Here is a 12412-nt window from a genome sequence, read left to right as displayed (position 1 = left end):
TCGAAATTTGCTGATTTATGATTGTTATTTACCCATTTTGTTCAAATAGTCACAAAGGTCCTGCAAAGCGTTTACAACGTAATACCAGCCAGGGTTTTGCCTGATCAAGGACCAGAACTTACCAGTAAAAGCTTTCTTATATATATGTATAGCGATGATTGTGACGGAATTAAGAAACTTTTTTTCTATTTGAATTGGTCCTTTTTATATGGACGGATTGTCCAATGACAGAAATATAAGGAAGCGTCTGTTGTGTAACAATGATTGCTTTTCCTTGTGTGCAGGGTTGTTGATAGGGAAGTGATTTTGTTTTGGATGCTTTGTGTATGTTTGTTTAAGTTCTGTTTTAAGATTAAGTTAGGGGATTTTGTTTCTTGTGACTATATTAAGCTGCTTGGTGTCATTATAGGCAGGTGGGATCGGTTCGCGTGTCTATAATTTGCTGGTTGATCTCGTTATAGGCACGAGGTTCACGTTCCCGTGCCTATATTCTGCTGCTTGGCCTCTTTATAAGCACGAGGTTCACGTTCCCGTGACCATATTCTGCTGGTCGGCCTCTTTATAGGCACGAGATTCACGTTCCCGTGACCATATTCTGCTGGTCGGCCTCTTTATAGGCACGAGATTCACGTTCCCGTGACCATATTCTGCTGGTCAGCCTCTTTATAGGCACGAGATTCTGGTTCCCGTGCCTATAATTTGCTGGTCAGCCTCTTTATAGGCACGGGATTCACGTTCCCGTGCCTATATTCTGCTGGTCAGCCTCTTTATAGGCACGAGATTCACGTTCCCGTGCCCTTATTCTGCTGGTCGGCCTCTTTATAGGCACTAGAGTCACGTTCCCGTGCCTATAATTTGCTGGTTGGCCTCTTTACAGGCACGACACTCCGGTCCCCACGCTTCTAATACAAGCAATCTTGCATCAGCTTGTTGTTTTAGTGTAAAGAAATCTCCATTACATATCCACGCAAAAAAGAACACAATCCCCGGATCCCCTGTCTTTCATTAAAACAACAATCCATCATCATTAATTTAATATAGAAGAAAACAGAAACACATAAATACGGGCCCCGCTGGAAGGAATCTTTTCCATCCAGCGGGGCCCTGTTTCAAGCATGCGCCGTTGAGCCGGCGCCTTTTGCTTTTATTACGTGTTACCGCCCACGTCCAGTCTATTGATGGCACGCTTCAACGCCATTTCGGCGCGTTTGAAGTCGACATCATCCTGCCTTGTCTGCTGCAGCCGGCGCTCAGCACGTTCTTTAGCGGCACGGGCGCGATCGATATCAATTTGTTCAGCCTTCTCTGCTGCTTGGGCAAGTATCGTGACTTGCTCTTGCTGCACTTCCAAGAAGCCACCGCTGACAGCGATTAGATCTGTATCGCTTCCGTTTTTCAAGCGGACTGCCCCGATTGCGAGCGGGGCGACTAACGGGATGTGTCCTGGCAGGATACCAAGCTCACCGCTTTGAGCTTTTGTGCTTACCATTTCCACTTCGCCGTCATAGACCGGGCCGTCAGGGGTAACTACATTGACTTTCATTGTACTCATTGCAACACCCTCCCTGGGCTAGTTGGTTCAACCTGCGGCTGATCCTGTAATGAATCGGTCTTCGTCAACCCCTTAAGCCTCTTGCATTTGTTTTGCTTTTTCAACGACTTCTTCAATCCGGCCGACAAGGCGGAATGCATCCTCCGGCAGGTCATCGTGCTTGCCGTCAAGGATTTCTTTGAAGCCTTTGACTGTTTCTTTGACTGGTACATAAGAACCCGGCTGCCCTGTGAACTGCTCGGCAACGTGGAAGTTCTGTGAAAGGAAGAACTGGATCCGGCGGGCACGGTGTACAGTCAGTTTATCTTCATCGGACAATTCATCCATACCGAGGATGGCGATGATATCCTGAAGTTCTTTATAACGCTGCAGGGTTTCCTGGACCTGGCGTGCGATTTCATAGTGCTCTTCACCGACGATTTCCGGTGAAAGTGCACGGGAAGTCGATGCCAGCGGGTCAACCGCAGGATAGATCCCCTGTTCAGAAAGCTTACGTTCAAGGTTTGTCGTTGCATCCAGGTGGGCGAATGTTGTTGCCGGTGCCGGGTCAGTATAGTCATCGGCCGGTACATAGATCGCCTGGATGGATGTAACGGAACCTTTATCTGTCGATGTGATCCGCTCCTGAAGCTGGCCCATCTCGGTTGCCAGCGTCGGCTGGTAACCTACCGCTGAAGGCATGCGGCCCAGCAATGCGGATACTTCGGAACCCGCCTGTGTGAAACGGAAAATGTTATCGATGAAGAACAGAACGTCCTGTCCCTGTTCATCACGGAAATATTCAGCCATTGTCAGGCCGGTCAGGGCAACACGCATACGCGCACCCGGCGGTTCGTTCATCTGGCCGAATACCATGGCAGTTTTGCTGATAACTCCGGAATCTTTCATTTCAAAGTAAAGGTCGTTACCTTCACGTGTACGTTCACCAACGCCGGCAAATACGGAAATACCGCCGTGTTCCTGGGCGATGTTATTGATCAATTCCTGGATCAGTACGGTTTTACCTACACCCGCACCTCCGAAAAGGCCGATCTTACCACCCTTGATGTAAGGGGCAAGAAGGTCAACGACTTTGATCCCTGTTTCAAGGATTTCAGTTGTCGTGGACAGGTTTTCGAATTTCGGTGCCTGGCGGTGAATCGGGTCACGCTGTACGTCTGCACCAAGCGGTTCATCCAGGTCGATATTTTCTCCAAGTACGTTGAATACACGGCCAAGGGTGACATCTCCGACTGGAACTGAGATCGGTGCCCCCAGGTCAGTGACTTCTGTGCCGCGGACCAGGCCATCGGTGGAAGCCATCGCTACCGTACGGACTGTGTCATCCCCAAGGTGAAGGGATGTTTCCAGCGTCAGGTCTGTCTGCTTGCCATCAACTTCATACGTAACTTCAAGCGCGTTATAAATCTCTGGAAGGCTGCCGCTCGGAAACTTGACGTCGACAACCGGACCCATAACTTGCGTAACGCGTCCTTTATTCATCACATTCCCTCCTAACTTCACTTGCACATTGTGCGCATCTATACGCAATTTTCGTCCATTCTATTATTCGAGCGCAGCTGCTCCGCCGACGATTTCGGTGATTTCCTGTGTAATGGAAGCCTGGCGGGCACGGTTATACTGCAGTGTAAGATTGCTGATGATGTCATCGGCATTGTCGGTCGCATTCCTCATTGCCGTCATACGCGCTGCGTGTTCACTCGCTTTACCGTCAAGCAGTGCGCCGTAAATCAAGCTTTCCGCATACTGCGGCAGAAGCTCTTCCAGGATGTCTTCCTGGGCTGGCTCATACTCGTATGAGGTGAGCTTTGCATCGGCATCAGCTGCAATGTCCGTCAGCGGCAGAACTTTTTTCTCGGTAAGATCCTGCTGAATGGCGCTGACATAATGATTGTAGTACATGTACAATTCATCATACGCACCATCGATGAACATCTGGACCGCTTTGTTGGCGATGTCTTTTATATCGGAAAACTGCGGCTGGTCCGCAAGGCCTGTAATCTCCAGGGAGACCGGCATATTGCGTTTTTTGAAGAAGTCGCGGCCGACCCGGCCGATTACGATGATTGTATACTCATCAGCCGATTTATGGCGCTGATTGATCGTGTTATATACATTGCGAAGGACGTTACTGTTGTAAGCACCTGCCAGGCCGCGGTCAGAAGTGATGACCAGGTAGCCGGTCTTGCTGACAGAACGCTTCTGAAGCATCGGATGGCTTACACCCGTTGTGCCTGCTGCAATGCTTGCCACTACCTCCTGGATTTTATCCATGTAAGGCACAAACCGTTTCGCATTGGTCTCGGCACGGTTCAGTTTGGAGGCAGAAACCATCTCCATCGCTTTTGTAATCTGTTTTGTTTTCTTAGTGGAACCGATCCGGCTTTTTAAATCACGCAAGGATGCCATTCGTTCTCACCACCTTTTTTAGGTTGGCGCTATTCAAAACATTCATTGATTCCGAGGCGGGAAAGCCCTTTGCTGCAATTCAGGCTTCTGCTGAATCCTCACACAGGCAATCCGCCTCCGGAATACTATTTTTCATAGACACCGTTTTTCCAAAATCGGGATACTATCTATTCTGCAAGTCTTATTCAGAAATGGAGAATGACTTTTTGAACTCTTCGATTGCCGCGTTGAACTCACCTTCATCCGGAAGGTTTCCTGTTTCACGGATGCCGGATAGCAGTTCTTTGCGGTTATGCTGCAGCCATGTATGGAACTCGGATTCAAAACGGCGGATGTCCGTAACCGGAATGTCATCCAGGAATCCGCGTGTCAGCGCATAAAGGCTGGCAACCTGCAATTCTACGGCAAGCGGCTCATGAAGGCCCTGCTTCAGGATTTCAACCGTACGAGCACCGCGGTTCAGCTTTGCCTGTGTCGCTTTATCAAGGTCGGAGCCGAACTGTGCGAATGCTTCCAATTCACGGTAAGAGGCAAGGTCAAGACGGAGCGTACCTGATACCTTCTTCATCGCCTTGATCTGTGCGGAACCGCCGACACGTGATACCGACAAACCTGCGTTAACGGCAGGGCGTACACCTGAGAAGAACAGGTCGGACTGCAAGAAGATCTGTCCGTCCGTGATGGAGATAACGTTCGTCGGGATGTATGCCGATACGTCGCCTGCCTGTGTTTCGATGAACGGCAGTGCAGTCAGTGATCCTCCGCCCAATGCATCGCTCAGCTTGGCAGCACGCTCAAGCAGGCGGGAGTGAAGGTAGAATACGTCACCAGGGAATGCTTCACGGCCTGGAGGACGGCGGAGCAGCAAGGAAAGTTCACGATATGCCGCTGCCTGTTTGGACAGGTCATCGTATACGACAAGGACATGCTTTCCGTTATACATGAATTCTTCACCCATTGATACACCTGCATACGGCGCAAGGTAAAGAAGAGGTGCAGGGTCAGATGCACCTGCTGTAACGACGATTGTATATTCGAGTGCGCCATGCTGACGCAACGTTTCAACAACACCGCGGACAGTGGATTCTTTCTGTCCGATTGCAACATAAATACAAATCATATCCTGGTCGCCCTGGTTGAGGATTGTATCAACCGCGACGGATGTTTTACCGGTCTGGCGGTCACCGATGACGAGCTCACGCTGGCCGCGGCCGATTGGAATCAGGGAGTCAATCGCCTTGATACCGGTTTGAAGCGGCTCATGTACTGATTTACGATCCATTACGCCAGGGGCGCCGGATTCGATCGGACGTGTTTTCGTCGTTTCCATCGGTCCGAGGCCATCGATCGGCTGGCCAAGCGGGTTTACCACACGGCCAAGAAGTTCTTCACCGACAGGCACTTCCATAATGCGGCCGGTACGGCGTACTTCGTCACCTTCACGGATTTCTGTGTAAGGCCCGAGAATGACGATACCGACATTACTTTCTTCCAGGTTCTGGGCAAGACCCATTACACCGTTTGAGAACTCGACAAGTTCGCCTGCCATGACATTGTCAAGTCCGTGTGCACGTGCGATACCGTCACCAACTTCGATGACTGTACCGACATCGCTAACTTCAATATCAGATTGATAATTTTCAATCTGCTGCTTTATCAGAGCGCTGATTTCTTCAGCTTTGATGCTCATGCATTTCACCCCTTATCAACGATCTTCGGCAGTCACCAATTCACGCTTGATGCGTTCCAGCTTACCGCTTACACTGCCGTCATATATCCTGTTTCCTATCCGGAGTTTAACGCCGCCCACTAAAGACGGGTCGACGATATTTTCAATAGACAACGATTGTTTCCCGACACGCTTTGCAAAAATGTCAGATAATGCTTGAGTTTCTTCATCAGACAGCGGGCGCACTGAGTAAGCTTTCGCATCAGCAACTCCGCGCTCTTCGTTGGCTAACTCAATGAAGGAATCTGCCACATCCTGAATCGATCCGCCGCGCCGGCGGTCTGTCAGCAAAAGCAAGGTATTCATGACTTCCGGTGAGAGACTCTGGAAAAACGCTCCCATCAGGACCTGCTTTTTCTGTTCATTTTCGATTTTCGGATGATTCAAAAACGTCGTAAGCTCATCATCGCCGCTAAACACTTCTTTGACGAGGCGCAAATCCTGCTCCGCCTTGTCCAGCATTTGCCTCTCCTTCGCTATTTCAAAAAGGGCGCCTGCATAACGGTTGGCTGCAACATCTCTGCTCATCGTTCATCCCCAACTTCACGGATGTATTGATTGATCAGCTCATCCTGCGCCTCGGCGTCAAGCTCTTTTTCAATAACCCTGGAGGCGATCATTACGGATAAGGAAGCAACCTGGTCGCGGACCTGGCGTACTGCAGCTTCTTTCTCCTGCTCGATTTCCTTAAGGGCGCCTTCTTTCATGCGCTCAGCCTCTGCACGGGCAGCCGCGATGATATCCTGCTGCTGCTGTTCGCCGAGCTTCTTCGCATTCTCAATCATATCGTGTGCTTCCTGGCGTGCTTCTTTCAAAGCTTCACGCTGGTCGGCAGCAATTTTTTCAGCTTCTTTGCGGTTTTTCTCCGCTGCTTCGATCTCACCGGCGATATGGTCTTCACGGTCCTGCATGATTTTCATCAGCGGCCCGAATGCATACTTGCGGAGCAAAGCCAGCAAAATAAGGAATGCCGCAAGTGAAAAGATGATATCACCAATATTAATCCCTGCCGCATGTGTTTCTTCCGCGGCGGTGTAGATGAAATTACCAGAACCAAAGTACACGGTTTTCACTCCCTTCAAGAGTCAGGTTCATGATTGCCATGAACAACCACTACAACATGCAGAAGTTTACAGGACAGCCGGACCGCCGGGCAGGCGGCCTGCTGCCGTTCATTTTCAATACTTACATAAAGGAATGGCGAAGGTTATCGTTAAAAACGATCTTCGCCATTATCAGACACTGTCCATTAAATCTTATTATTATGCGCCGAATACCATGAACGCGATAACAACCGCGATGATTGGAATCGCCTCAACAAGTGCGACACCGATGAACATTGTCGTTTGAAGCGCACCGCGAAGTTCCGGCTGACGTGCGATTCCCTCTACTGTACGGCTCACGATAAGACCATTACCGATACCGGCACCAAGTGCCGCCAAACCAATTGCAATTGCAGCTGCTAATAAACCCATTGAAAAAGTCCTCCTTTTAATATAAGAAAATAGTTTATTTCCTCTTAATATAGTGTATATAATTAATGGTCGTGGCTCACTTTGTGTGCCATATAAACCATTGTCAACATGGTGAAGATAAACGCCTGGATGGCGCCGACAAATATACTGAACGCTTGCCAGACAATCATTGGAATAATTGCAGCAAGTGTTCCAAGCACACCGCTCATAATGCCAGTCTCATACCCTCCGACTGCCAGTCCAGCGAGCAAGCCCAGCAGAATCTCACCGGCATAAATGTTACCGAAAAGACGAAGGCCGAGTGTAAGCGTGTTGGCAAACTCCTCGATCAGTTTCAAAGGGAATAAGAAAGACATCGGCTCGAAAAAGCCCTTTCCATATTCCTTCGCGCCTTTGAGTTTCACACCGTAATAGTGTGTCAGCGCTACGATCATGACAGCAAATGTCAGGGTGATCGTAGGGTCGGCTGTCGGTGATTTCCACCACAGCTCACTGTCAAAATAAATCGCAAACGGCAATCCCAGCATATTGGCGACGAAAATGAACATCAGCAGTGTCGTTCCCAAAGTCAGGAAACGCCCGCCGGTCTTCCAATCCATCGTACTGCCGATGATGCCTTTCACAAAGTCAAGAATCCATTCCATAAAGTTCTGCATCCCTGAAGGACGCATCTGCAAAGAACGGGTCCCCGCTACAGCAAGCAAAAACACTATAAGGGCTGTAATCGTGATCATGACAACATTCGACAGATTGACCGTTAACCAGGGAATGTTAAATACTTCTACAATAGGAGCTCCATGTCCCATTATGTACCTCACCTCTCTTCCGGCTGCTTGTTTAGTAATTGAATAAAGGTGTCTATCATAATGACGAGATAAGATGTCATTAATCCCACTACTACACTGATGAGATGGAATGTATCAGGAAACTCAAGGGCAATTAAAACCGAAGCGCCCGCAGCCGCCAGCCTCGACAGCAAACCGAGCGAAACAGCTCGTCCCCCTGTTGCCATGGCTTCTCCGAACTTGATTGTTTTCCGCTTCAGGAGCCAGATGTTGTAAAAACTCACAGCTGTACCGAGCATCAAACCGAGAAAGACCGATTGATACGGAGTAAACCCCCATCCCAGGACAAAAAAAGAAAGAAAAAAGAGGAGATATTTCTGTGTGCGTCGGAATTGAATTTGAAGATCAGGCATCGTCATTCTTCTCCATAAATCGTTGGATTATGCGCAGCACTCCGTACACACCCGCAGCAAGGCCCAGTAAAAGGCCGACTATCAGAAACAGCGGCATGGTGCCAAACTGCTTGTCGATCCACCTGCCGCCGAAAACCCCGATGAGGACAGAGCCGGCGAGCTGGGAAAGAACCGCAGACATCAAGGCCATAGCTTGAAAAGGATAGCGTTTTTCATCACCCACTGGCAACGCTCCTTCTTGTGCCGTTCAAACCATTCAGACTTCTTATGTAAAGAATGGTTTTACACTAATGAAAACCTTATCATTATGTCCTTTGTAAGCATACAATAGCCCGTGAAGTGATGTCAATTGGTTTAGACTTAATTTGTTCACTAATTTGCCAAAAAATTGCTACCTAAAAAATCATTCGTTTTCTATTGTAACATAATTGATTGTTCAGTAGGCTGCAATTATTGTTTCAATGGTGTTTTCTTGTCCGTCCTTTTCCGCAAACACAAGCGCTTTATACTCTTTCCCCGGCTCTAACTTTTTGATATCCGGCCAAAAAGCCGACATTCCCCTTTCCACATTTTCCCGGTAGTCCAAATATTGGATGAAATGAAACGTATCCGGGTCATAAAGTGCAATCCCGAATTTATCAGCGCCTCCCGGCAGGTACACATCATATTGATATTTTCCGCTTTTTTCATCGCGTTTCCATTCAAAACCCATGATTCTGGGGTAATCAGGCTCATCCACCACAAAAAGGTAAGGAATCGCAATATCATCGGTCCCTCGTGATTCTATTGTCAAATAACCTTGATGCACCCCTTTTTCCATATGGTCCGGCTGCACATCAATCGCTATTTCAACCTGTTTGCGGGCTCCGGCTGGAACGGTGACCGGGTAAGGCAGCTTCCACTGGATACCATTCACATTTTCTGGCGTATTAATATAGTAGGTTCGAGCAATTCCGCCAAAATTCTCGATCGTGATGTCCACTTTTTTCTCAGTGCGGTGCCGGATTTTTTTAATCATATTGAAGGAAAGAGAAGAAGGGTATACAAGTGTAGCTGTATTGACCGCCAGTTCTGTCCGGATGCGGCCGGCTCCCTGCTGATCGGGGAGATAATACTTCCCATCTCTGTCTTTGATCCTTGCAGCCGTGTTCATCAAGGCTGCCTTCACCTGCTCAGGCACCCAATCAGGATGCGCCTGTTTGATCAATGCGGCCGCTCCGGCTGCATGCGGGGCTGCCATGCTTGTTCCATCAAGCGCCCTGTAGCCGTCTGGAACCGTACTGTTAATCGCAACACCAGGGGCGAGTATATCCGGTTTCACTTGCCAGGTATGTGTGACCGGCCCGCGCGAACTGAACAAAGCCAGCCTGTCCTGTACAGTGCGGTAGCCGGTTTTGATTGTACCGGCTTCTTCAATGGTTTTCCGAAGCCATTCCCCTTCCTCTTTCGAAAGTGAAGCTGCCGGAATGGAAACCGGTTCTTCAAGTTGGCCGCTGAAACGGCTTTTTTCATTATTGAAAATCAGGACTGCGAGCGCACCTGCTTTCTCGGCATTTTTGACTTTTTCCGTGAACGGGAGTGTTCCGCGTTTCAACAGGACAACCTTGCCTTCAACTTCTGCCAGGTCTTCCGGATAGCCCAGGTCCCCGTAAACGATCGATTCCTCCCGTGCCTTAAGCCACGGCTGCGAACCGCGCATCAGAACAACCGGAATTTCCCTATCCTTCAGCGGAACCGTCAGGAACGGGAGGGAAAGCGGCGGTACCGAAGCACCAACGGAAATCGACTTAGCGGAAGTGCCCGGAGAACCGACCGTCCATCGCTCCGGGCCGGAATTCCCACTCGACGTGACAGCCACGACGCCATTTTCCACCGCCTTATCAAGCGCAAGGCTCGTCGGCCAATCAGGTCCGTTCACCGTATTGCCGAGCGAAAGATTTAAAACGTCCACCTTATCTTCCACCGCTTTTTCAATTGCCGCGATGACCTGGTCAGAGCTGCCCATTCCTCCTGGACCAAGCGCGCGGTATGCAAAAATTTCTGCATCAGGCGCTATGCCTTCAAGCTTCCCATTTGCAGCGATGATTCCCGCCACATGTGTACCGTGAATGGTGGCAAATTGTTTCGGTGCCTGTGTTTCCATTGGATCGCTGTCGCCGTCAATCAAATCAAAGCCCCCGCTGTAATTGATCCTTAGATCAGGGTGCCGGTAATCAATCCCGGTATCAATGACTCCAACTTTTACACCCTTGCCGGTAAGACGCCGCCCATTTTCATCAAAAAGACGGTGCACCTCATACGCACCAATGAACGATATGCTCTCATTATCCACACGGTAAGCGGCAGCCGGGGCGCTTGCTTTCGGTTTAATTTCGTTTTCAAGATCCCTGATGTCACTCCTCTTTCCACGCACGGCTAAACCATGAAACAGCGTATCGTAAACAGCTGTAACAGTAATGGATGGATACTGTTCTTTTACAAGTGTAAGAATACCGGCGGCCGGCTCATCTGTCGTCAAAATCGCCGTTTCAGCAGGATTGAATTGGCCATACGTAACAGGTGGCCGTTCCGGAAACGTATAAGCCCGTGCCGGCTGAGGGATAAGAACGATAATGATGGCAAAGAAAAGAATCAGTCTGCGCATGGTACCCGTCTCCTTTACTCGTACTGTTTTGATGTTTGTTATCGTTTGCGGAAAACGGGGGTTTCATGCAGGGGTGGTGTTTTGGCGGGAAAGATAAGGGTGAGCGGGGTTTATTTTGCCGGGATTCTGGCAGCATTGGAGAAGAGCTGAGCCGGCAATTCATGAGAAAAAAAGATAAACGGCCGGTTTTGAGGATAAGTTCGGTTTTTAAAAGATAAATTATCTTTTTTGAAAATATCACTTTACATACCGAGTTCAAAAGGCGTTCCGGCAGCTTATTTTATATACTCTAAACAGAGCAGGCTCATGATTTGAACTCATTACTGGAGATTTATCTTTTTCTCGGCCGAGTTAAATAAATCCTGGTGCGTAATTGCGCTCATCTCACACAGTTTGTACTTGCATGAAGATTGCTCCGGGAATTCCATAAAGACAAATAAAAAAGAAGAGCCTTATATAGACTCTTCTCCAAAGTGTCACTTCGTCCCAAACAACCTGTCGCCGGCATCCCCGAGGCCTGGTACGATGTACCCTTTTTCGTCCAGTTTTTCATCGAGTGCCGCCAGGTAGATATCAACGTCAGGATGGGCTTCTTTTACGGCTTCCACCCCTTCAGGAGCGGCGATGAGGCACATGAGTTTTATGTTTGAAGCTCCGCGCTTTTTCAATGAAGTGATGGCTTCAGCTGCAGATCCGCCGGTCGCAAGCATCGGGTCGACAACGATCAGCTCGCGTTCTTCAATGTCAGTTGGAAGCTTGACATAATATTCAACAGGCTTCAGTGTTTCCGGATCCCGGTACAGGCCGACGTGGCCGACTTTTGCAGTTGGAACAAGTTTGCGCATACCGTCAACCATGCCAAGGCCTGCGCGCAAAATCGGCACGAGGCCGAGTTTTTTACCGGAAATCACTTTGGACGTCGCTTTGCTGACCGGTGTTTGGACCTCGACATCTTCAAGCGGCAGGTCGCGTGTGATTTCATATGCCATCAAGCTCGCCACTTCATCTACCAGCTCACGGAATTCCTTCGTACCTGTATTTACGTCTCTTATGTACGTCAACTTATGCTGAATCAGGGGATGATCGAATACATACACTTTACCCATCGCAAAATCGCTCCTTTATGATAAAAAAATTTTTAACATCTTACTGTCGCATGCTTTGTATTCTTGATGAATTGTACAGAAAAAGGGGCAGATATTCAAGTAATCTTGCCAATGTAAAATCCCTCCATTTCAGCAAGGTGCCCCGCCCGGCTTTTTGTGATGACAGACGGAAGCAGAGAGAGTTATTACTTGTCCACTTCAAATAATTGCTGATCCTCTTAAATGAATCTATTTCCTCTTAAACAAAAGGCAAAACCGCTGAAATCAGTGCAAGTAAAATTCTGAAAGGGAAGCCTCCG

12 protein-coding genes are annotated in these 12412 nt (G+C 48.8%); all 12 read right to left on the bottom strand.

All coding sequences use genetic code 11. The features are described from left to right. Window positions 1-1147: 1147 nt before the first annotated feature. The 12 genes from A4U59_RS05315 to upp all read right to left on the bottom strand — a co-directional run bounded on the left by A4U59_RS05315 (window position 1148) and on the right by upp (window position 12113). Entirely contained in the window at window positions 1148-1552 is a 405-nt protein-coding gene (locus A4U59_RS05315) for a F0F1 ATP synthase subunit epsilon (protein ID WP_066176193.1), read from the bottom strand. 72 nt (window positions 1553-1624) lie between these two features. Continuing rightward, a complete protein-coding gene (atpD, locus tag A4U59_RS05310) occupies window positions 1625-3034 on the bottom strand; it encodes a F0F1 ATP synthase subunit beta (protein WP_066176190.1) in 1410 nt (469 codons plus the stop codon). 63 nt (window positions 3035-3097) lie between these two features. Then, the gene (locus A4U59_RS05305; RefSeq protein ID WP_066176188.1) at window positions 3098-3961 is read right to left on the bottom strand and encodes a F0F1 ATP synthase subunit gamma; all 864 of its coding nucleotides are present in this window, start codon (window positions 3959-3961) and stop codon (window positions 3098-3100) included. 181 nt (window positions 3962-4142) lie between these two features. Beyond that, on the bottom strand, window positions 4143-5651 hold the full coding sequence (atpA, locus tag A4U59_RS05300) for a F0F1 ATP synthase subunit alpha (RefSeq protein ID WP_066176185.1): 1509 nt from the start codon (window positions 5649-5651) through the stop codon (window positions 4143-4145). Window positions 5652-5666: 15 nt separating this feature from the next. Beyond that, the gene (locus A4U59_RS05295; protein WP_066176182.1) at window positions 5667-6218 is read right to left on the bottom strand and encodes a F0F1 ATP synthase subunit delta; all 552 of its coding nucleotides are present in this window, start codon (window positions 6216-6218) and stop codon (window positions 5667-5669) included. Continuing rightward, the gene (atpF, locus tag A4U59_RS05290; RefSeq protein WP_245680500.1) at window positions 6215-6754 is read right to left on the bottom strand and encodes a F0F1 ATP synthase subunit B; all 540 of its coding nucleotides are present in this window, start codon (window positions 6752-6754) and stop codon (window positions 6215-6217) included. Before atpF ends, A4U59_RS05295 begins: the two co-directional genes overlap by 4 nt. Window positions 6755-6952: 198 nt before the next feature. Further along, window positions 6953-7165, bottom strand: a complete 213-nt coding sequence (gene atpE, locus A4U59_RS05285) for a F0F1 ATP synthase subunit C (protein ID WP_066176179.1) — start codon at window positions 7163-7165, stop codon at window positions 6953-6955. A gap of 62 nt (window positions 7166-7227) precedes the next feature. Then, window positions 7228-7971: a F0F1 ATP synthase subunit A gene (gene atpB / locus A4U59_RS05280; RefSeq protein WP_066176177.1), complete on the bottom strand. Its 744-nt coding sequence runs from the start codon at window positions 7969-7971 to the stop codon at window positions 7228-7230. 8 nt (window positions 7972-7979) lie between these two features. Beyond that, window positions 7980-8363: an ATP synthase subunit I gene (locus A4U59_RS05275; protein WP_066176174.1), complete on the bottom strand. Its 384-nt coding sequence runs from the start codon at window positions 8361-8363 to the stop codon at window positions 7980-7982. After that, entirely contained in the window at window positions 8356-8553 is a 198-nt protein-coding gene (locus A4U59_RS05270; protein ID WP_066176294.1) for an AtpZ/AtpI family protein, read from the bottom strand. Before A4U59_RS05270 ends, A4U59_RS05275 begins: the two co-directional genes overlap by 8 nt. Window positions 8554-8799: 246 nt before the next feature. Then, window positions 8800-11007 (bottom strand): S8 family serine peptidase, encoded by a 2208-nt coding sequence (locus A4U59_RS05265; RefSeq protein ID WP_066176171.1) that lies wholly within the window; start codon window positions 11005-11007, stop codon window positions 8800-8802. Window positions 11008-11483: 476 nt separating this feature from the next. Then, window positions 11484-12113, bottom strand: coding sequence for a uracil phosphoribosyltransferase (gene upp, locus A4U59_RS05260; RefSeq protein WP_066176169.1), 630 nt, complete (start codon window positions 12111-12113; stop codon window positions 11484-11486). Window positions 12114-12412: the final 299 nt, after the last annotated feature.

The sequence above is a fragment of the Bacillus marinisedimentorum genome, assembly GCF_001644195.2.
GTDB classification, from domain to species: domain Bacteria; phylum Bacillota; class Bacilli; order Bacillales; family Bacillaceae_O; genus Bacillus_BL; species Bacillus_BL marinisedimentorum.
Note: the sequence above shows the minus strand (reverse complement) of the source record. Positions and strands in the feature narration are given on the sequence as shown.

What these genes read in the sequence shown, in the direction of transcription:
- A4U59_RS05315 (WP_066176193.1), bottom strand. Translation starts at nt 1,552, where the DNA reads ATGAGTACAATGAAAGTCAATGTAGTTACCCCTGACGGCCCGGTCTAT.
- atpD (WP_066176190.1), bottom strand. Translation starts at nt 3,034, where the DNA reads ATGAATAAAGGACGCGTTACGCAAGTTATGGGTCCGGTTGTCGACGTC.
- A4U59_RS05305 (WP_066176188.1), bottom strand. Translation starts at nt 3,961, where the DNA reads ATGGCATCCTTGCGTGATTTAAAAAGCCGGATCGGTTCCACTAAGAAA.
- atpA (WP_066176185.1), bottom strand. Translation starts at nt 5,651, where the DNA reads ATGAGCATCAAAGCTGAAGAAATCAGCGCTCTGATAAAGCAGCAGATT.
- A4U59_RS05295 (WP_066176182.1), bottom strand. Translation starts at nt 6,218, where the DNA reads ATGAGCAGAGATGTTGCAGCCAACCGTTATGCAGGCGCCCTTTTTGAA.
- atpE (WP_066176179.1), bottom strand. Translation starts at nt 7,165, where the DNA reads ATGGGTTTATTAGCAGCTGCAATTGCAATTGGTTTGGCGGCACTTGGT.
- atpB (WP_066176177.1), bottom strand. Translation starts at nt 7,971, where the DNA reads ATGGGACATGGAGCTCCTATTGTAGAAGTATTTAACATTCCCTGGTTA.
- A4U59_RS05275 (WP_066176174.1), bottom strand. Translation starts at nt 8,363, where the DNA reads ATGCCTGATCTTCAAATTCAATTCCGACGCACACAGAAATATCTCCTC.
- A4U59_RS05270 (WP_066176294.1), bottom strand. Translation starts at nt 8,553, where the DNA reads ATGGCCTTGATGTCTGCGGTTCTTTCCCAGCTCGCCGGCTCTGTCCTC.
- A4U59_RS05265 (WP_066176171.1), bottom strand. Translation starts at nt 11,007, where the DNA reads ATGCGCAGACTGATTCTTTTCTTTGCCATCATTATCGTTCTTATCCCT.
- upp (WP_066176169.1), bottom strand. Translation starts at nt 12,113, where the DNA reads ATGGGTAAAGTGTATGTATTCGATCATCCCCTGATTCAGCATAAGTTG.